This window comes from Thalassospiraceae bacterium LMO-JJ14 (assembly GCA_021555105.2).
In the GTDB taxonomy this organism is placed as follows: domain Bacteria; phylum Pseudomonadota; class Alphaproteobacteria; order Rhodospirillales; family Casp-alpha2; genus UBA4479.
On sequence record CP134604.1, the window covers coordinates 1,970,234 to 1,990,617 of the forward strand.

The 20,384-nt window shown below is 57.9% G+C and carries 16 protein-coding genes; 12 read left to right on the forward strand and 4 right to left on the reverse strand.

The annotated features are described in order from the left end of the window. Nucleotides 1-3 precede the first annotated feature (3 nt). The 4 genes from L2D14_09480 (at nucleotide 4) to L2D14_09495 (ending at nucleotide 3,937) form a co-directional block, all read left to right on the forward strand. A complete protein-coding gene (locus L2D14_09480; protein WNJ98113.1) occupies nucleotides 4-273 on the forward strand; it encodes an exodeoxyribonuclease VII small subunit in 270 nt (89 codons plus the stop codon). 11 nt (nucleotides 274-284) lie between these two features. After that, complete coding sequence (locus L2D14_09485) at nucleotides 285-1,172, forward strand: polyprenyl synthetase family protein (protein WNJ98114.1); 888 nt, start codon at nucleotides 285-287, stop codon at nucleotides 1,170-1,172. A gap of 94 nt (nucleotides 1,173-1,266) precedes the next feature. After that, nucleotides 1,267-3,192 carry a 1-deoxy-D-xylulose-5-phosphate synthase gene (gene dxs, locus L2D14_09490; protein ID WNJ98115.1) on the forward strand — a complete coding sequence of 642 codons (1,926 nt, stop codon included), beginning with the start codon at nucleotides 1,267-1,269 and terminating at the stop codon, nucleotides 3,190-3,192. A gap of 4 nt (nucleotides 3,193-3,196) precedes the next feature. Next, complete coding sequence (locus tag L2D14_09495; GenBank protein ID WNK01670.1) at nucleotides 3,197-3,937, forward strand: TlyA family RNA methyltransferase; 741 nt, start codon at nucleotides 3,197-3,199, stop codon at nucleotides 3,935-3,937. On the opposite strand, the gene L2D14_09500 is transcribed toward L2D14_09495, so the two are convergent. Then, the gene (locus L2D14_09500; GenBank protein WNJ98116.1) at nucleotides 3,934-4,269 is read right to left on the reverse strand and encodes a rhodanese-like domain-containing protein; all 336 of its coding nucleotides are present in this window, start codon (nucleotides 4,267-4,269) and stop codon (nucleotides 3,934-3,936) included. The two genes, L2D14_09495 and L2D14_09500, sit on opposite strands and share 4 nt — an antisense overlap. A gap of 195 nt (nucleotides 4,270-4,464) precedes the next feature. Between L2D14_09500 and L2D14_09505 the strand changes: the two genes are divergently transcribed. The 3 genes from L2D14_09505 (at nucleotide 4,465) to L2D14_09515 (ending at nucleotide 7,094) form a co-directional block, all read left to right on the forward strand. Further along, nucleotides 4,465-4,782 (forward strand): cyclic nucleotide-binding domain-containing protein, encoded by a 318-nt coding sequence (locus L2D14_09505; protein WNJ98117.1) that lies wholly within the window; start codon nucleotides 4,465-4,467, stop codon nucleotides 4,780-4,782. Nucleotides 4,783-4,905: 123 nt separating this feature from the next. Then, nucleotides 4,906-6,228, forward strand: a complete 1,323-nt coding sequence (locus tag L2D14_09510; GenBank protein WNJ98118.1) for a tetratricopeptide repeat protein — start codon at nucleotides 4,906-4,908, stop codon at nucleotides 6,226-6,228. Nucleotides 6,229-6,236: 8 nt separating this feature from the next. Continuing rightward, on the forward strand, nucleotides 6,237-7,094 hold the full coding sequence (locus L2D14_09515; protein ID WNJ98119.1) for a DnaJ C-terminal domain-containing protein: 858 nt from the start codon (nucleotides 6,237-6,239) through the stop codon (nucleotides 7,092-7,094). Nucleotides 7,095-7,096: 2 nt separating this feature from the next. Here L2D14_09515 and L2D14_09520 read toward each other — a convergent pair whose 3' ends face one another. Then, on the reverse strand, nucleotides 7,097-8,467 hold the full coding sequence (locus L2D14_09520; protein ID WNJ98120.1) for a YihY family inner membrane protein: 1,371 nt from the start codon (nucleotides 8,465-8,467) through the stop codon (nucleotides 7,097-7,099). Nucleotides 8,468-8,635: 168 nt separating this feature from the next. Here L2D14_09520 and fabI point away from each other — a divergent pair, with 168 nt between their 5' ends. Further along, nucleotides 8,636-9,448: an enoyl-ACP reductase FabI gene (gene fabI / locus L2D14_09525; GenBank protein ID WNJ98121.1), complete on the forward strand. Its 813-nt coding sequence runs from the start codon at nucleotides 8,636-8,638 to the stop codon at nucleotides 9,446-9,448. A gap of 13 nt (nucleotides 9,449-9,461) precedes the next feature. Continuing rightward, complete coding sequence (aroC, locus tag L2D14_09530) at nucleotides 9,462-10,532, forward strand: chorismate synthase (GenBank protein WNJ98122.1); 1,071 nt, start codon at nucleotides 9,462-9,464, stop codon at nucleotides 10,530-10,532. A 7-nt stretch (nucleotides 10,533-10,539) separates the two neighbouring features. Here aroC and L2D14_09535 read toward each other — a convergent pair whose 3' ends face one another. Then, entirely contained in the window at nucleotides 10,540-11,145 is a 606-nt protein-coding gene (locus tag L2D14_09535; protein ID WNJ98123.1) for an SOS response-associated peptidase, read from the reverse strand. Between the two features lie 93 nt (nucleotides 11,146-11,238). Here L2D14_09535 and L2D14_09540 point away from each other — a divergent pair, with 93 nt between their 5' ends. From L2D14_09540 to L2D14_09550, 3 genes are all read left to right on the forward strand, one after another. Then, nucleotides 11,239-11,997, forward strand: a complete 759-nt coding sequence (locus L2D14_09540; protein ID WNJ98124.1) for an SDR family oxidoreductase — start codon at nucleotides 11,239-11,241, stop codon at nucleotides 11,995-11,997. Nucleotides 11,998-12,021: 24 nt separating this feature from the next. Then, nucleotides 12,022-15,351, forward strand: a complete 3,330-nt coding sequence (locus L2D14_09545) for a tetratricopeptide repeat protein (GenBank protein WNJ98125.1) — start codon at nucleotides 12,022-12,024, stop codon at nucleotides 15,349-15,351. 89 nt (nucleotides 15,352-15,440) lie between these two features. Beyond that, on the forward strand, nucleotides 15,441-19,598 hold the full coding sequence (locus L2D14_09550; protein WNJ98126.1) for a hypothetical protein: 4,158 nt from the start codon (nucleotides 15,441-15,443) through the stop codon (nucleotides 19,596-19,598). A 6-nt stretch (nucleotides 19,599-19,604) separates the two neighbouring features. Here the strand turns inward: L2D14_09550 and cobA are convergent, their stop codons facing one another. After that, on the reverse strand, nucleotides 19,605-20,378 hold the full coding sequence (gene cobA, locus L2D14_09555; GenBank protein WNJ98127.1) for a uroporphyrinogen-III C-methyltransferase: 774 nt from the start codon (nucleotides 20,376-20,378) through the stop codon (nucleotides 19,605-19,607). Nucleotides 20,379-20,384: the final 6 nt, after the last annotated feature.

Consider the following 20,384-nt stretch of genomic DNA (forward strand, 5'->3'; position numbering starts at 1 on the left):
CGTATGGCCAAGGACAAAGCCGCAGAGCACGAAAAAATTCCGGACGAAATTGCCGAAATGAGCTTCGAGGCAGCACTCGAAGAGCTTGAGGGTATCGTGCGTGAACTTGAAGCCGGTGAAGGGGATCTCGACACCTCGATCAACGGGTACACTCGCGGTGTTTTCCTGAAGCGTCATTGCGAGGCCAAGCTCAAGGAAGCGGAAGCTCGCATCGACAAGATCGTTGTCGGCACAAACGGTGCGGTTGATACACAACCCCTCGACGACGCCTGAAGGACACCCTCATGACTGAACTCGAACGCGCGCTCGCAACGTGCGCTGAAAATATTGAAAAAAAGCTCGATCGGTTGTTGCCGGAAACCGATACGCCAGAAGCCCGGGTGATCGAGGCGATGCGCTACGCGACGCTCGGCGGCGGCAAACGAATCCGGCCTTTCCTTGTGACGCAGTCAGCCGCGCTGTTCGGCGTTTCCGAGAGCCGCGCCTATCGTGCGGCCTGTGCCCTTGAAATAGTGCACTGCTATTCGCTGGTTCATGATGATCTGCCGGCCATGGACGACGATGACCTGCGCCGCGGCCGTCCGACGGTACACAAGGAATTCGACGAGGCGACGGCCATCCTCTGCGGCGATGCCCTGTTGACGAAAGCATTCGAGGTTCTGGCCGACCCGGAAACGCACGACAATGCCAGCGTCCGTGCGAACCTTTGCCTGGCATTGGCCAAGGCGTCCGGTGAACATGGCATGGTCGGCGGTCAGATGCTGGATCTGGTTGCGGAACAGGCTCAACTTGATATTCCGGAAATTACAAGGCTCCAGCGCATGAAGACGGGGGCGCTGATTGCGGTTGCTTGCGATATGGGGGCGATGATGGGGCAGGCTTCCAATGCGGCCCGCCAGGCCCTGCACCATTATGCGCACGATATAGGATTGGCATTTCAGATTGCAGACGATCTTTTGGATGTCGAAGGTGATGCTGACGAAGTCGGCAAGCGGACAGGCAAGGACGAAGCCGCCGGAAAAGCGACATTTGTATCGCTGCTGGGTGTTGAACGAGCCCGCGAACAGGCCCATTTACTGGCAAAACAGGCGGCGGCTCACCTTGAAATGTTCGATGAAAAAGGTGAGCATTTAAAGCATCTTGCGAATTTTATCGTGACTCGACGCAATTAATTGCCGAAATACTGAAAATTCGTGTGCTTTTTTATGACAAATCTGAGAATCTGGCCGGATCGACGGACGACTGAAGACAAAAGGGACTGCACCGTTGGACAAGATTAACGAAACGCCGCTACTTGATACGATCAACTACCCGGCGGACACCCGTGACCTGTCAATGGAACAGTTGCGCCAGCTTGCCGACGAGCTGCGCCGCGACACGATCCGCAATGTATCGATTACCGGTGGCCATCTGGGTGCATCCCTGGGCGTTGTCGAATTGACGGTGGCCGTGCATCACGTCTTTAACACGCCCGATGACCGTTTGATCTGGGACGTTGGTCACCAATGTTATCCGCACAAAATCCTTACCGGTCGCCGCGACCAGATGCTGACCCTGCGACAGGGCGACGGTATCTCCGGGTTCACCAAACGGAGCGAGAGCGAATACGATCCGTTCGGTGCGGCACATTCCTCGACCTCCATTTCTGCCGGCCTCGGCATGGCGGTTGCCAGTGAGCTTTCCGGTAAAAACAATAACGTGATTGCCGTGATCGGCGACGGTGCGATGACAGCCGGCATGGCGTATGAGGCGATGAACAACGCCGGCTCCATGGATGCCCGTCTGATCGTTATTCTGAATGATAACGACATGTCGATTGCGCCGCCCGTCGGTGCCCTGTCGGCATACCTGTCGCGGCTGATCTCGTCTAAGACTTATCGTTCGGCCCGCCATCTCGCGAAAAACGTTTCCAAGCGCCTGCCGCGCCAGATCGAGACCGTTGCCCAGCGCGCCGAGGAATATGCACGGGGCATGGTGACCGGCGGGACGCTGTTTGAAGAACTTGGCTTTTTCTATGTCGGGCCGATCGACGGCCATAATATGGATCACCTGATCCCGGTTTTGAAAAATCTTCGTGACGATTCCGAAGATGGTCCGGTGCTTTTGCATATCGTCACCGAAAAAGGCCATGGGTATAAGCCTGCCGAGGAATCCGCCGACAAATATCACGGCGTCTCCAAGTTCGATGTCGTTACCGGCAAGCAGCATAAGCCGAAACCGAACGCGCCCAGTTATACCAATGTTTTTGCAAAGGCATTGATCGAAGAAGCAAAGCACGACGACAAGGTTGTCGCCATTACCGCAGCCATGCCGTCCGGCACCGGCGTCGACAAGTTCGGCGACATCTACCCGGAACGCAGCTTCGATGTCGGCATCGCCGAGCAGCACGGCGTGACCTTCGCCGCCGGCATGGCGAGCGAAGGCTACAAACCCTTCGCCGCAATCTATTCAACGTTCCTGCAGCGCGCCTATGACCAGGTCGTGCACGATGTTGCGATCCAATCGTTGCCGGTGCGTTTCGCCATCGACCGGGCAGGTTATGTCGGCGATGACGGATCGACCCATTGCGGCGCATTCGACATTGCCTATCTGGCGACGTTGCCGAATTTCGTCATCATGGCGGCCGCTGATGAAGCCGAGCTTATGCACATGACGCGGACAGCGCTTTCCATTGATGACCGCCCGTCGGCGTTCCGCTATCCGCGCGGTGAAGGCGTTGGCGTCGAGCTGCCGGAACGGGGAGAAATCCTTGAAATAGGCAAAGGTCGTGTTGTCCGCGAGGGCAAGACGGCGGCGATCCTCAGCTTCGGTGGACGCTTGCAGGAATGCATCAAGGCGTCCGAGGAACTCGCGTCCCGCGGTTTGTCGACGACCGTCGCCGACGCGCGTTTCGCCAAGCCGCTCGACGAGGATCTGATCCGCGATCTGGCCCGCAATCACGAAGTGCTTGTGACCATCGAAGAAGGCGCCGTCGGCGGTTTCGGCTCGCACGTGCTGACGTTTATGGCCAATGACGGTCTGCTGGAAAACGGCCTCAAGGTTCGCGCCATGATGATGCCCGATGAGTTCTTCGATCAGGACAAGCCGGCAAAGCAGTATGAGCGTGCCCGCCTGAATGCATCACACATCGTCGAGACAGTGATGACCGCGCTTGGCCGCGAGAGCGAGCTGAGTTCGCCCGTCAGGGCGTAATCCCATCGCCAAGGTCCGCCTGGATCAATTGCTGGTGGACCGGGGACTGGTTGAAAGCCGTTCCCGCGCTCAGGCCCTGATTATGGCCGGACTGGTCTATTCCAAGGAACGCAAACTTGAAAAAGCCGGGCAGCAGATGGCCCCGGACAGCGAGCTTGAGGTGCGGGGTCAGGACCACCCCTGGGTCAGCCGTGGCGGCTTGAAATTGGCCCATGCACTTGAGCATTTTCATATCGATCCAAAAGGCAAGGTCTGCATTGATGTCGGCGCCTCCACCGGCGGATTTAGCGATGTGTTACTGCAGAACGGGGCCGCACGGGTTTATGCTGTCGATGTCGGCCATGGACAACTGGCATGGAAGCTGCGCTCCGATGACCGTGTGAAGGTTCTCGAGAAAACCAATGCCCGCTATCTAACCAATGAACAAATACCCGAGCTTGCGGATATCGTTGTCTGCGATGCCAGTTTTATCGGCCTGAAAACGGTTCTGCCGGCGGCGCTTTCGTTGACAAAAGACAACGCCCGGCTTGCAGCATTGATCAAACCTCAGTTCGAAGCAGGGCGCGAACATGTCGGCAAGGGCGGCGTTGTCCGCGACCCGGACATCCATGCAGCCGTTTGTGAAGACATCCGTGCATGGCTTGATGGCATGGAAGACTGGACCGTCGAGGGTATCGTGGAAAGCCCGATTAAAGGTCCGGAAGGAAATATCGAGTTTCTGATCGTTGCGGGGAAATCTACTTAGCCGCGTTCGTAAGGGAACCCAGATTGCGCCCAGGCAACGATGCCGCCGTTCAGGGAATACGCCTCGTCAAGCATGCCTTGGTGCAGCAGGTAATCGGCGACTTGAAGTGAGCGCATGCCGTGCGCACACATGACGATGACTTTTTTCCCGGCTTCCTTGGGAATATTATCAAAATTGAATGAGGACATGGCGTTGTGTGTTGCGCCCGCAATGCGTGCTTCAGCCAGTTCCTGATCTTCGCGGACATCCAGCAGCACGGCGGTTCCGGCGTCGAGCCATGATTTTGCGGTGGCGGCGTCGATTTCCTGAACGCTTGGAGTAGCTGGTGGCATGGGCGCATCCTGTCTTGAAATTAAAACACTGAAAAAAATAACCGATACAAAGGCCAAGAGCACAAGGTTTCTATCGTATATCCAAAGGAAGCAATATCAACGGTGCTGGTTGGAACATTCTGCAAACGCTGTAAGATGCACTTTCGAACTCATTCTCAATATCCTGGCGAGGGGTGAATGGAGTCACGGCATTTCATGAAGGGTGAAATTCTCTTCGAAGAAGGAAAAAAAGACGACATTGCCCTGGTTATAAAATCCGGTGACGTCGTCTTGTCCCGAAACACCCGGTCCGGCTGGAGCAAACAGGTGGCGGTGGTCGAAGCGGGGGGAATCATCGGTGAAATGGCGTTGATCGATAACACGACGCACTCGGTGACGGCGATGGCCTCAAGCGATGGAGAAGCTTTGATCTTTACCAGGGAAGACTATTTGGCTCGCCTCGGTCGAACGGATAAAGTCATGTCGCTTATCATTAAAACGCTAACCCTGAGGCTTCGCTCGACGTATTCCTGAGGTCCGGCGATGAGCACTTTGAGACCCTGAAAAAAATGTTCCGATATCAGCTAGGGGCTGTCACGCGGGGACGTTTCCCCCTAAGCTTCCAAGCACCGGTTTGTTAGTTGCAGGAGTTTGTTGATGTTTCAGGATTGCCGTGGACTGGAAATCACGGCGGCGTCGGAGGATGCCGTTAAAGCCTTCGATGCGACGATCGTGTCGTATCTCGGGATTAACCCAAACGCCGGCCCGAACCTGAAGGCAACCCTCGATGCCGATCCCGATATGCCGCTGGCGCATGCCCTGAAAACCTATTTCTTTATGCTGATGGCGACCGGCCCCTTGCAGATACGGGCGCAAAAAGCAGCCGCAGACGCCCGCAAGCTTGCCGAAAATGCCAATCCACGTGAACGAATGCATATCGATGCGGCCGAACACTGGGCGAATGGACGCAAGCGGGCAGCGATCGCCATGTGGGAAGCCATTCTTGTCGGTAATCCGCTGGATGCGCTGGCGCTGAGACTAGCACACCACGGGCATTTTTATGAAGGCGACGGGCAGAATTTGCGCGATACCGTGACCCGACGCTTGTATGCTTGGTCGCCGGACGTGCCCGGCTATGGGTATGTCAAAGGCATGCAGTCCTTCGGTTACGAGGAAACGCATAACTACGATGCGGCGATCAAGGCAGGCGAAGAAGCCGTTGATATAATTTCCGAGAACCCGTGGGCGATTCATGCCGTTGCACATGTCTATGAAATGCGCGATCTGCCGGATGCCGGTATCGCGTGGATAAAGAAGAACCAGCCTGGCTGGATTACGGCCAACAACTTCCGTTATCACGTCTGGTGGCACCGGATGCTGATGCATCTGGACCGGGCCGAGTACGATGACGTCTTTCGGCTGTATGATGAGGATTTATGGGATCCGGAATCGGATGAATATCTTGATCTCATCAATGATGCAGCGGTGCTCTTGCGGCTTGAACTGCATGATCAGGATGTCGGTGCGCGCTGGGAGGCTCTGGCCGAAAAATGCAAGCTGCACAAAACCGATCAAGCACTGGCCTTCATCGATGTCCACCATGCAATTTCGCTTTCCGCCGTGGACGGTGATGATGCGCAGGATCTTCTGGATGCGATGCAGGCTTATGCTACGACCAAGGGCGACGATAATGCATACGTGACGCAGATGCTCGGATTGCCGCTGGCACATGCACTGGTCGCGCACCGCCATGGGGATTACGGTTACGTCGTCGATACGCTGCTGCCGATCCGCTACGAACTACACAAGCTTGGCGGTTCGCATGCACAACGCGATCTTTTTTCCATGGTGCTGATCGATGCGGCGCTTAAATCCAACCGGATTAATGTTGCCAGAATGCTGATTTCCGAACGGCTTGGCCGTCTGCCGGACAACAAATGGACACGCGACAAGGCCGCAGCTGCGGAGCGGGCCATCTGAATACGCACATGGCAGCAAAAGAAAAAAGTGGCGATCCTTACCGTGTTCTTGGTGTTGCAACTGATGCCAGTGCGGAAGAGATCAAGAAATCTTATCGCCGTAAGGCGCGCGAGATGCATCCGGACCTCGACCCCGGCAATCCATGGGCGGAAGAGGAATTCAAGGAACTCTCAGCCGCATATCAGATATTGTCGGATCCGGTTCGCCGTGCCCAGTACGACCGTGGCGAGATCAGTGCCGAAGGGCGAAAGCGGCGCGCAAAGTCCGCCGATCAGCCTAAGCCTGAAAAGGAAAAGCCGCGAAAATCCGGATTTGAGGGTTTCTTCCGCTCACGGTCGGCCCCGGATATCGATGGCGTTGATGTCAATTATACCTTGAATGTCGGTTTCCTCGAAGCCGCGCGGGGGGCAAACACGGAATTGAGCACCACGCACGGCGCCGTGCTCAAGGTCACCGTGCCGCCGGGAACCGTCAGCGGTCAGGTTCTGCGCTTGAAAGGGCAGGGCATGCGGGGGTTCGGTCAAGGACGCGATGGTGATGCCCTGATCGAAGTGGCCGTTGATGAACATCCTGTATTCAAATGCAAGGGTCGTGATATTTATACCGATGCCCCGGTGAACCTGGATACTGCCGTTCTTGGCGGCAAAATACAGGTCGAGACTATCGACGGCATGGTCAATGTCAGAGTGCCGGCCAATTCAAACACCGGCACAAGGCTTCGTCTGAAGGGGCGAGGTCTTGCTGATGGCGGACGGAAAAGCGGCGAACGCGGCGATCATTTCGTCACGCTGGTGCTGACCTTGCCGAAAAAAGCCGATCCGGATCTTACCGAATTTATCCGCAAACGCGCTGATAATCTGGAATAGGCTCAGCGTTCGCTGCCGACCTCCCGTACGACCGCGGTAGCACCTTCATCTTCAAGGATATCCCGCAATGAAATGCCCAGCACGCTTCTGTTGGAATTTCTGAGTTCGTTGACGCGTTCCTGCAGTCGCTGACGCCAGGGCTCGCCGCCTTCGATGATGGCATTTTCCGCAAAACCCAGTCCCAGAGCGTGATAAAGGTCGAAAAGAGTCACGGTCTCGGGATCACGGGCGAGAATCCATCGGTTTGCGGCAGTCCGTTCAACATAGTGACCGGCGCGGAGCTGATTGAGGATGCGATCTATGGCTTCGCCGCCGCCGCCGATTGTTCTAAGGATGTGACTGCGGTGAACGGCCCCGCCACCATCCCTGCTGGAGTCGAACAGGACAGCGAGGATCTGCACGGCAATGACAAAGCGCATGCTGGAGCCGACAGCCGACGTCAGCGGTTTTCCCCCGGCAGACTGCCATTCGCTGACACTCGCCGTCAGTACGGCGCCCATCAGGACCAAAAGCCAGGATAGATACATCCAGACCAGGAAAATCGGCACTACGGACATGGCCCCGTAGATATTCTGGTATGTCGGAAACGTGATGATGTACCAGCCGAACAACTTGCGGAGCACCGTGAACCCGATACCGGCGACGATGCCGCCGACGAATCCTGCCGTCATGCCGACCGGTCTGTTCGGGATGATGATGTAAAAAACCGACAGCAAAAGAATCATCATGATGGTCGGGAGGAATGTCCCGAAAAAGGCTGCGGATTCCCCGCCTGTATCGATGCCGATCCATTGAGTTGCCGCAAAGAAATAGGTGGAGAGAGAGAAACTGGCCCCTAAAAGCATAGGCCCAAGCGTCAGTAACGCCCAGAACACCAGAAGTCGGGGCACAAACGCACGGGTTCGGACGACGCGAAAGATTGCGTTCATGTCCGCTTCGATGGTGCCGAGTAGCAGAACCGCCGTCGCCGCGAGAGCGACGATCCCGACGGCGCTCAGGGTTGTCGTGTTTTGCACGAAGCGGTTGAAATAATGCTGCGTGGCATCGGCTGTTTGCGGCAGGAGATTGGCGAAAAGGGCTTCCTGCAGGGCTTCGCGCACGCCGGAAAAGACGGGGAAAGCGGCCAGCATCGAAAATGCAATCGCCGTCAGCGGAACGACGGCCAGGAGCGATGTGTAGCTCAGGCCGGCGGCCATGCGCAGACAGCGGTCTTCGGCGAAGCGATTGCCGACGAATCTCGAAAATGCCCCGACTTCGTTCAGGACGACCTCTATACCGGCGACATTTTCCTTCTCCGCTTCGTCCGGAAGGATATTCACTGAATCGTCCGGATATCCGCCGTTATGCTCATCTTCGGTTGAGTTTTCCCGCATTCGGCGCTCCATCCGATTGACGCATTGTTCGCCTTATTATATGGCAAAGCCCCTGCCGCGAAACATATTGTGCGATGACATGGTTTGATCGGAATTTTGCGTGTAGCATGTCTCCGAGGGCAGATTCCCGATGCGGGAATATGGTGAGTAAAAGACGAGGATAAAAAAATGGGTCAACCTGCACCTTTGATGCAAGGTAAACGCGGCTTGGTTATGGGTGTTGCGAATGATCGCTCTATCGCATGGGGGATCGCCAAGGCGGCACACGAACAGGGAGCGGAGCTGGCATTCACTTTCCAGGGCGAAGCCTTGCAAAAGCGGGTGGTGCCGCTTGCGCAATCCGTTGGTTCGGATCTGGTTTTACCCTGTGACGTCACGGATGCCGCCAGCATTGATGCCGTTTTCGATACCTTGAAAGAAAAATGGGGCGGGATCGATTTTCTGGTCCATGCGGTGGCCTATTCCAACAAGGAAGAGCTCAAGGGCGCGTATATCGATACCACGCCAGAGAATTTCGAACTGACCATGAACGTCAGCTGTTATTCGTTCACGGCGGTCTGCCAGCGTGCACGTCCGTTGCTCAACGAAGGCGCAAGCCTGCTGACGCTTACGTATTACGGGGCCGAGCGGGTGATGCCGCACTACAATGTCATGGGGGTCGCCAAGGCGGCGCTTGAGGCCAGCGTGCGCTACCTTGCCGAAGATCTCGGCAAGGACGGGATTCGCGTCAATTCACTGTCTGCCGGGCCAATGAAAACGCTGGCTGCCAGCGGGATCGGGGATTTCCGTTATATCCTGAAGTGGAACGAGTACAATTCGCCGCTGCGCCGCAACGTCAACATGGACGACATCGGCGGTGCCGGAGTTTACCTGCTGTCATCGCTGTCGAGCGGCGTGACCGGCGAAACGCACCATGTCGATTGCGGCTATAATATCGTCGGCATGAAAGCCGTCGATGCGCCCGATATCTCTGTCGTCTGACTTGAGCTGAGCCATGTCGCACAACACTTTCGGCCATCTTTTCCGGGTGACGACCTTCGGCGAAAGCCACGGCCCTGCGCTGGGCTGTGTCGTTGACGGCTGTCCGCCTGGGCTTGAGCTGAGCGAAAGCGACATCCAACCGTATCTGGACAAGCGTCGTCCCGGCCAGTCGAAATACACGACGCAGCGCCAGGAAGCCGATCAGGTCAAAATCCTGTCCGGTACGTTCGAGGGCAGGACGACCGGCACACCGATCGGTCTGCTGATCGAAAATACCGATCAGCGGTCCAAGGATTACGGCGACATCAAGGACAAGTATCGTCCCGGCCATGCCGATTATACCTATGATGCCAAATACGGCTTTCGCGATTATCGGGGCGGCGGACGCTCGTCGGCGCGCGAAACCGCGATGCGGGTCGCAGCCGGGGCCGTGGCGCGGAAGATTCTCGGCGACGGGATCGTTATACGCGGCGGACTGATCCGTATGGGCGACAAGGCCGTGCCGGACGGCGTGCGCGACTGGGATGCGGTCGACGACAATCCATTTTTCGCCCCCGACGCTGCGAGTGCCGGGGTATTTGCCGATTATCTTGATGGCATCCGCAAGCAGGGATCGTCCGTCGGCGCGGTTATCGAGGTTATAGCTTCTGGTGTGCCGGCAGGCTGGGGGGCGCCGGTTTATGCCAAGCTGGATTCCGAACTGGCGTCTGCGATGATGAGCATTAACGCGGTCAAAGGCGTCGAGATCGGCGCCGGCATGGATGCGGCCCGGCTGACGGGCGAGGAAAATGCCGACGAAATGCGGTTCGTGGACGGCAAGCCGGTGTTCACGTCAAACAATAACGGCGGCGTTCTGGGCGGTATTTCAACCGGTCAGAATGTGGTTGTCCGATTTTCCGTCAAACCGACGAGTTCGATCCTGTCGCCGCGCGCGACCATCGACAGAAGCGGCAATGAAACCGACATCGTCACCAAGGGTCGCCACGACCCTTGTGTCGGCATCCGCGCCGTACCGATTGGCGAGGCGATGATGGCCTGTGTGCTGGCCGATCAGTTCCTGCGCCATCGTGGCCAGTGCGGTTAGACGTCGGTTAACCGAACAAATCCGCCTGCGCCGGGGGCGGCGGCTTCTCTTCTTCGAACAGAAGATTTCCTTCATAAGGCACAAGAATGCCGGAAACCTCAGCGAAAGGCTGTGCACCCAGCCATACATCGATCGTGGGCGGGTCGAGAATTACCGGCATGCGATTGTGGATGTGCGCAATCTTCGGCGTCGGCGTGCAGGTGATGATCGTGAAACGTTCACCATCCGTCAGCCCGGCCATGCCGAAGACGGGTTCCCCCAAAACCGAAATCCGGTTCTTGAGCTTTTTGCCGCTGTCCGTCTTGCGCCATTCGAAATAGGCACTGGCGGGAACGATACAGCGTTTATCCAGCAGTCCGCGAAATGTCGGCTTCTCGCTGAGCGTCTCGCTGCGCGCATTGATCATCGGCTGCTTCGACCAGTCAACGCTAAGCCCCCACGGCTGCAGAAGGGGGATGTTCCCCATGCCGATGATCAGCGACAGGTCGGTCGGGCGCAACGCAGCCTTGTTCGGCAACGGCGGGTCTTCGTCGAGGCCGAATGCTGATGAAATGTCGCCGGGCGCGGCATTGAGTTCGAAGTTCGAGCACATGAGCCGATCATAAACATTCACGGCACCCCGTCACCGTTGGAATCATGATTTTCTATTGGCGCACAGGGCTTTCAAGCTCTGGCCAGAGGTGCCGCTTTCAAGTACCGTCTGCACATGAACGACACTCATTCAGACGACGAAGATCGCAAGACCGTTATCATCACCGGTGCCAGCCGCGGCATCGGTCATTATACGGCCCGGCTTTTTCTGGAACGCGGCTGGAACATCATCACGTGCTCGCGTGACGAAGCGCCCGAGGCCTGCAAACGCGAGCCTAAGTGGACCTGCCATATCCCGACCGACCTGGGCGATGACGCCAGCATTCAGAACTTCATCAAGGAAGCGAAAAAGGCGCTCGGCGGCCATCCGCTGCATGCGCTGGTCAACAACGCCGGCATGTCGCCCAAGACCCCGTACAAGGAACGTCTGGGCATCCTCAATGGTGATCTCGATGCGTGGCATGACGTGTTCGAGCTGAATTTCTTCGCCCCGCTGAAACTGTCACGGGGTTTCGCCAGCGATCTGCATAAGGGCAAGGGGGCGATCGTCAATGTCACATCGATTGCCGGACATTACATTCATCCGTTTGCCGGCTCGGCCTATTCCATATCGAAAACCGCGCTTTCGGGCCTGACGCGCGAAATGGCGAACGAGTTCGCGGAACTGGATGTGCGCGTCAATGCCGTGGCACCGGGCGAGATCGAAACCGAGATGGTCGGGCCTGAATACGATCTGCTGATCCCGCGCATTCCGCTGCAGCGTATGGGAACGCCGGCGGACGTCGCGGGGACGATTTATTATCTTTGTTCGGAAGACAGCCAGTACGTTACCGGTACCGAGGTTTGGGTGACCGGTGGCCAGCACCTGTTCTGATCCGCATTACCCGGGGGAAGGTTTATGGCGGTTCATGTTAAGCCGGTGAAGGTCAGCAAGGCCGCTCAGGACGGCGCTGAAAATGCGGTGCATTTCTATCGCCGCGACATCGATGCCCGGCCACGCTCTGCCGGTTCGTTTCTGGGGGCATTCGTCAAACACAGCGGCGTATCGGGTTTTTTCTGCCAGTCGCACGACCCCGAGGATTTCGACGACTTCGTCAGCCGTGTAGCCAAGGCCGATACCCAGCAGCGCGAATGCCGTTATGTCGCGCCGGGTGACCGCAAGGGCTTTCGGGATGCCCCGTTGTTACGGCTGTCCGGACCGGATATCGGGCCCCTGATGTGGCGGCGGCGCACCTTTGGGCAGCGTCATTATTCCATTGTCGGTGAAATCGAAAACCTTGGGGCGGCGGCAACGCAGGCGGCACTGTGCGATTTGCTGATCGCACCAGCGCAACATTGGGATGCGGTGGTCTACCCGTCGAAAACGGTCAAGCAGACGGCAGAGCGCCTGTTGCAAATGCAGGCGGAGTACCTGGGTTTCAGGATGGGCGGGGAACACAGCTTCGGCGGAGTTGGTTTCGTCATTCCGCCAGGTATCAATGCCGGAATGTATGAAGAAACGGCAGAAACGCAGGGTCTGCGAGAAGGCGTGCGGCGGCGGTTGGGCATCCGCGAAGAAGACTTCTGTGTGCTGACGACGGGGAATTTCGCATTCTATCAGCGTTCCCACCCGACGCCGCTGTATCTGGCGCTTGAAGCAACGGCGCGACGCACCGGCGTGCGTATTCACCTTTTGCAGGCGGGCTGGTTCGATAATGAGAAAATCGAGCGCGCCTACCGTGAGGCGATCCGTGAATTCGCCCCGGCGGTGAATGCGATTTTTCTGGATGGGCGCGAGGCTGATATCCGTGACCGGGTATGGTTCGCAGCTGATGCCTATGCCGCCTTCGACGATGCACTGAACCATGGCGTCGATACCGAAATGCTTGAGGCGATGGCCGCCGGATTGCCGGTTGTGGCGGCGGATTGGGGCGCCAACAGGGATATCGTCGCGAATGGCGAAAACGGCTATCTGGTGCCGACCTGGCTGCCGCTACCGGAAAGCGGCGGCGATCTGACGCTGGCGCCCGAAAACGAGATCATGGGGGCGGACGGGCTAAGGGCCGATACGTTTCTTGCCGGGACCGTCAGCCAGACGACGGTCATCGACATTCGTGCGGCAGCGGAAACATTCGAAGCTTTGGCCGGAGATATGGGGCACCGCCGTAAAATGAGTGCCGCTGCGCGCCAAGCCGCGCTGCAGACCTATGACTGGCCGGTCGTCATCCGGCGACATCAGGCATTATGGTCGGAACTTCGACGGGTTCGCGCCGATGCTGCGGAAATCGCACCGCCGATCCCCGGGCGTCCGGCGATCCCGCATCTGGATGATCCATTTTCCGTATTCAAGGCATATGCGACGCATGCCATCTCGGAACATGCCCGGGTGTCTTTGTCGCCCGGCATCGAACGCGGCGAAGGTGTGGCGAACCGCCTCAAGCGTATTCGCTCCAACCCCATCAATGATACGGCGGGGCACGCCCTTCTGGAACCCGATGAGCAAGATCACTGCCTGTCCCACCTGTCGGAGCGCGAGGCGGTTGAGGTCATTCAACTCGCCGAACTGCTGCCCGAAAAGCGGCGTTACCGCTTGCCCAGAACCCTGGGCTGGTTGGCGAAGATGGGCGTGGTCCGTCTGACGCCGTCGGCGCAGCCGGATAAACCCGGCCAAGAGGATGCGCAGGTCGGTGTTTCGATGGTCGATCTCGGGCTGACGGCACGCAGACAGGGGTCGGATAAGGCGGCGGCGGAATATTTTCAGAATGCCCTGGCGCAAAATCCGACCGACCCGCTTGCCAATCAATTCATGGGCGAACTATTGGCCGAAGCGCATCATCTCGATCAGGCGGTCAATTATTTTGAAAAGGCCGTTGCCGGCAATCCAACGGCCGTCGATGCCAGGCTCGACCTCGGCAAGGCGCTGTTCCTGAGGGGTGATCAGCAGGGAGGGATCGCGTATCTGCAGGATGCCGTGTCCCTGGCGCCCGAGAATGCAGACGCGCATTACCTGCTGGGCGCGGCTTACCGGCATGTGGGTGCCGCGGATGAGGCGGTCAAATCGCTGGAGCGCAGCCTGCGCCTGAGCCCGAAGCGGATCGAGGCGTTGGTGCATCTTGGGTATGCCCGAAAAAGTGCCGGCCGGCGGGCCGAAGCTTTGCAGGCTTTTAAGGATGCCTTACGGCTGGCCCCAGGAAACCTGCTCGCGCATGCCGGTGAAATGAGCCTCGCCGTCGAACGTGACGGGCGCAAACTTGTCGAACGCGATAGCAGGGCCCGCCGGGTTGCACTTCATTTCAATGGTGCGGAACAGTTCTACCCTCTGTCCGCACTGTTCAGGCAGGCACAATCCTCACATTGGCCGCTTCTCACATCGGATGGACGCGATCTCGTCGAATTCAAACCGGATGTCATCGTGGTCGGCGGGACGCAGACGGCGCAGGTGCGCGAACTGGTTCCCAATGCGCTGATTATCTCGGCACCGGTGTTTCTTGCCTCGCAAAACCGTTTCCGGGCGGCATTCGATGGCGCGGATATTGTTTGTGCGCCGGGGCAAATTGTCGGTGATGCCTGGGTTAAGCTGGGCCTTGCCGAGGCTTTGCAGGTCAGGGTCTGCGGTCATTTGCCGCTGGACCCGTTGTTCAGAGGCGATACGCTCCCAACGCCAAGGCCCCTCATGGATGCGTCGGCAACCGTGCTATATGCGCCCGGACACCGGCCGCAGCTTTCATCGGCGGGAATGCTTGGCGAGAATATCGTCGATTTGATCCGCGGTGCACGTCATGACGTCACGCTGGTGATCAAGCCGCACCCCGAAACCTTTATCCGCCAACCCAAATGGATTGAAACGTGGGCCAGAGCGGCACATGAACACGAACGAGTCTTTTTTGTCGACGACCCGGAAACCGACCTGTTGCCATACCTCAAAGCAGCCGATGTGCTGGTGAGCGATGTATCCAGCGTGGTTTTCGATTATCTGGCCGTCGACCGCCCGATTATTCTGCTGAAAAACCCGGAATATTCCGCGGACGAGGCCGCTTACGACCCGCAAGGGATCGAATGGCGTTGGCGCGAAATCGGCCGGGACGTCGCCCGAACAGAGGATCTGGCCCGTGCCGTCGATCTTGCCCTTAAAACCCCCGATGCGGGTATGGAATTGCGCACACGCTATCGTGACGCCCTGTTCGGCGAGACCATGGACGGGGCAACGGCCGAACGGATGGTTGAGTTGATATCAGAGTTATCCACTTAATACACAATATATGCATGAAATTCGGGTTTACGGCGCATCATATTGCGCCTTAACATTGATGACCCTGAAAATGCCCGGAGGTTGGGATCATGGCAGACAAAGCTGCCGGCAAGACGGACAATGCCGCCGAGAATCCGCAGAAAGGTATCGCGGACAGTCTGGATGCGATGATTACGGATGGCCATGACGTTATCCTTCCCTCATCCGGCGCGCTTGAAGACGTCCTGCTTGAGCCGCCGAGCCCATTGTGGATCCGCTGGAAACTGCTGCCGCTGGGTGCCGCCGCCGCGACGGCGGCCTGGTTCTGGTTCTCGTATCAGTTTGTCGAACTGAACCTCGGCTGGAATAATCTGGCGGCTTTGTTGCCTCATGAACTGGGCGGTCTTGCCGCCGGTGTCGCCACGCCCGTGGCGTTGTTGTGGGTCGTGGTTATTTCCTATCAGCGAGGCGCCAGCATCCAGCATGAAGCTGCCGCGCTGCGCTGGCAGATGCGTCAGATGATCTATCCCAGCGACCATGCGGAATCGCGACTGCGTGAAGTGACGGACTCGCTTCGCCAGCAGACCAAGGACCTCAACCGTGCGACCGAGGAAGCGATGCGGCGCGGCGAAGCCGTCAGCAAGCTGGTCCGCGAACGCGCACTGGAGCTTTCACGCGTCTCCGAAGATGCGGATTTACGGGCCCATGCAGTCGCCGACGCGCTGCGCCGGCAGACGGAAGATCTGGCACAGGCTAGCGATAATGCAACTGAACGCGCGCGCGATGTCGGCGAAGTGCTGCAGAAGCATGCTTACGATTTGACGGTATCCTCTGATCGGGCCTCGTCGAGAGCCGAGGACTTGACGGATGTCATCGGCAAACGCGCCCAGGAACTGTATCTGGCGGCGAACACGGCTTCGCAACGCGCGCAGGAAACTGCTTCCTTGTTCGACGATCGCACCGATGCGCTCAAGGAAAGTATGAACGAGGCCAACTCCCGTGCCGAAGATACGACAAGCACCCTGCAGGCAATCGGCGAAGCGGTACGTGACCGGATTGCCGAACTTGTCGATATTTCCGGCGAGGCGGACCGGCGGATGCGCTCCAGTGCGGCGATGCTAGGCGATAGCGCCGAAGACATGTCGAAGCGGAATACCGAGGCCTTGACGCAGATTGAGCGGATGCGTGATCTTCTGCAGCGTCAGGCCACCGATCTGGTGTCGACAGCGGACCGGGTGCAGAGCCGGACCAAGGATATCGAGGACAACCTAGCGCACCAGACGCATGTGCTGTCGAAAACCTCGGACAAGGTCGTTGCCGATGTGCAGGACGTGGGCGATGCGCTCCGTGAGGATGCCCGCCGGCTTGAAGCGACATCGCAACAGGTGACGGAACGTGTGCGAGGTACCGGAGAGGCCTTCCGCCTTCAGGCACGTGAAATGTCAGAAGCGGCAGATACAGCAGCGGAACGGGCCGAGAACGTCGGTAACGTGCTGCGGCGCGATTCAGATGAGTTGTCGACGATCACGGAACGTGTGCTTGGCGAAGTGGCGCGCGTCGGAGAGGAGATGCGCCGCCGCTCGGCACAAGTCGACGAGACGACTGAACGTTCCATCGAGCGCTTTAGTGAAGCCGGTGATGCGCTTGGCGAACAAGCGGGTAACATGGCGCGCACCGCCAACCAGAGTGTTCTGCGGCTTGATGAGGCTGGGGAAGCCCTGCGCCGCCGTTCGGCCGATATCGACACCGTTGCCGATACCGCGGATGCGCGGCTTTCAAGATTGAGCGAATTGTTAAGCGATACCGTATCCGAAGTCACTCAGTCGACGGACAAGGGGGTCGCCGACGTGACACGGGCTGCGCATGCTCTAAACCACAGTGCCTCTGCGGTCCGTCTCGGCGCTGAGGGGGTTTCCGAAGTGGCCAGAGCCACGAACGAGGACCTCGGCAAGGTTGTTGAAACCACGACACATGCGCAACGCACGATTTCGGACCTCGGTCGCCAAGCCAAGGATCAGGTGCAGGAATTGGGGGCTGTCTCTGCCAAGGCGGAGCAGGGCATCGAACGCGTCAGCGAAACCCTGCAGAACCACGCAGATAGATTGGCTCTGGTGTCGGCAAAATCAGCCAATATCCTTGCCGATGCAGGTGAAGTTATTCGTCGTGAAACCACGAATATCGATCATTCAAGCAACACCGCGAAGTCGCGGCTGGTTGCCGTCGGCGAAGACTTGAGCGAACGCTTGCGGGATTTGCTGTCGGCGTCGGATCAGGCATCGGCACAGATTGGCGCCGTTTCCGAAATATTCTCCAACAATGCCGGTCTGCTGGATAAGGTTTCAGATCTGGCGATCGAAGATATCGACAAAGTCGGCCATGTGCTTGAGAACCGGGCACAACAGGTTGCCCAGGCTTCCGACCGGGCGGCACAGCTTCTAAATCTTGTTACCGACCTGCTGCACAAGCAGTCCGAGGACCTGGGTACGATTTCCGGACGCGCTTATGCCGAAATCGAAGGTGTCGGCGATGTCATAAAGGAACGTGCCATACAGATCGATTCCGTCAGCGATACGGTGCGCCGGCGTCTTGTCGATGCCGGGGAAATCCTGCAGGCCGGTACAGGTGAATTGTCATCGGCCGCGGATCATGCAACCGGCCGTGTCGAGCTGACGGCGAATGCGATGCAGAAGAGCGCAACACAGATGCGCGAAACGTCGTCTGATGCACTTAGCAGACTCGAGGATGTCGGGCGCCGGCTGATGCGGGAAGTGGAAACCGCAACCGGTGCCACCGACAGGGCGGCAGAGAACCTTGCCGGTATTTCCGGTTCACTGAAGCAAAATCATCTCGAACTTGACAGTTCATTGGAGAAAACCCGCGAGCGTATGAGCGATGTCGGTCAAATTCTGCACAAGAGCTCGCAGGAACTGACAGGTACATACGAGTCAGCGACGGCGCATGTTCAACGGTTCTCAGATCTTTTGAATCAACAGGTGTCCGGTCTGACCAATTCATCCAACGAAGCGGCGGCGCGGCTGAGCCGTGTTGGTGAGGAAATGCAGTCCCGTTCGCATGAAATGAGTACGACTGCGGACCGGGCTTCGCAATTGATGGGGCTCGTTTCGGATGCTCTGCAGCGCCACAGCGGTGAGGTACAGCAAGCTGCTGAACGTGCTTCCAGTCAGGTTGAAACCGTAAATGTGGAACTGCGCGACGGAGCAAGGGACCTTAGTGATGCCTCGCAACGGGGGGTTCAGGAGATGGCGGAAGTCGGCCAGGCGCTCCGCGAGCGTTTCCAGGAAGTCAGCATTGTCGCCCGTAAGGCGACGGCGCAACTTGAAGAAGCGACCGACAGCCTCAAACATCGCGGCAATATTCTCGAGACGACCAGCGAAGACGCTGTCGAACGTTTGGAACGTGTCGGCGAAGTGATTGGTCAACGTGCGTCTGAAGCATCAATGGCATCCGATCTCAATGTGTCCAAGCTGACGCGGGCTTCGGAAGTCCTCAGGACGCAAATCCACGAGTCCGGCGACCGAACGGATTCCATTGTTGAGCAGTTAGAGGGCGGCACCGAGGGGCTGCGCCGTCAATTGCAGGATCTCACTACCACGTACAATCGCGCCGAACGCGGCCTTGAAGCGCTTGGTGAAGCGTTGGCACGCCGTGCTCAGGAACTTTCAAGTACGACGGATGTCGCACTTGGCAAAGTCGGGGCCTGGGACAAATCGGTCCGCTCGCACGTCGATGCACTGTCGAAGGCGACGGACGATGTGGCGCGCAAATCGCACGAAATAAATCAGGTCCTCGATAGTCGGACAGAGGAGGTGCGAACGGCTTCGAATGAAGCGTCGGCGTTGCTGGCCACTCTCACAGAACGGACTGACAAGACGAGCCTTGAGGAATTTACCCGTCAGGCAACATTCATATCAGAACGGCTGCAATCCTTGGCCGTCGATGTGAGCCGGGTGTTGGAAACGCAGGTCTCCGAAGAAGACTGGCGGCGCTTCAACAAGGGCGAGAAGGGGATATTCGTCCGCAAACTTCTCGGCTTCCGCGAGCGGGCCAAGCTGCAGCAAATCCGTCAGACTTATCAGGAAGACAGCACCTTCCGCGAATACGTTACGCGCTATCTCGAAGAGTTCGAAATGCTGCTTGATGAGGCATCCAAGCGCGACCCGAACAGCATGCTGCACGCGACGTTCCTGTCATCCGATATGGGCAAGGTCTATATGGTCCTGGCGCGAGCGCTCGATCGCGATATGTAATCTTATTTACAGGGTCGCGGCTTCGCCAAACCAGGTCAATTCTTCCGCGAGGGTCACAACACGACCGATCACGAACAGCGTCGCGCCTTTTATCTCGGCGGCGGCAATGGATTGCGGCAATGCCGACAGGGTTGTGATCAAAGTTTTCTGCGAAGGGCGGGTGCCCATGTTGATGACCGCAACAGGTGTGTCGTTGCTGAGGCCATTGGCGATCAACTTGCCGGAAATTTCCTGAACGTTGGACATGCCCATATAGACGACCAGTGTGGTTTCAGGGTCGGCCAGACTACGCCAGTCCAGATTTAACGGCTCATCGCCTTTGCTGTGGCCGGTCACGAAGCGGACCCCTTGCGCCAGACCGCGATGCGTCAACGGTATGCCGGCATAGGCGGCACACCCGGCGGACGATGTGATGCCGGGGACGACTTCGAACGGGATACCGTGGCTGACGAGATGCAGGGCTTCTTCACCACCGCGGCCGAAGACGAACGGATCGCCGCCCTTGAGACGCATCACTTTTTTCCCGACGCGGGCAAGATCGACCAGCAGATTGTTAATATCTTCCTGTGGCATGTAATGGTTCGATGCACGTTTCCCGGCAAAGATCTTTTCCGTTGAATCCGGGATCAGCGCCAGGATTGGTTTCGCGACCAGACGGTCATAAACAATGACATCGACTGAGCTCAGCAGCCTGTGCGCCTTGACGGTCAACAGGTCGGGGTCGCCGGGGCCGGCCCCGACAAGCATCACCGGATGAATACTGATGTCACTTTCGTTCATATTTTA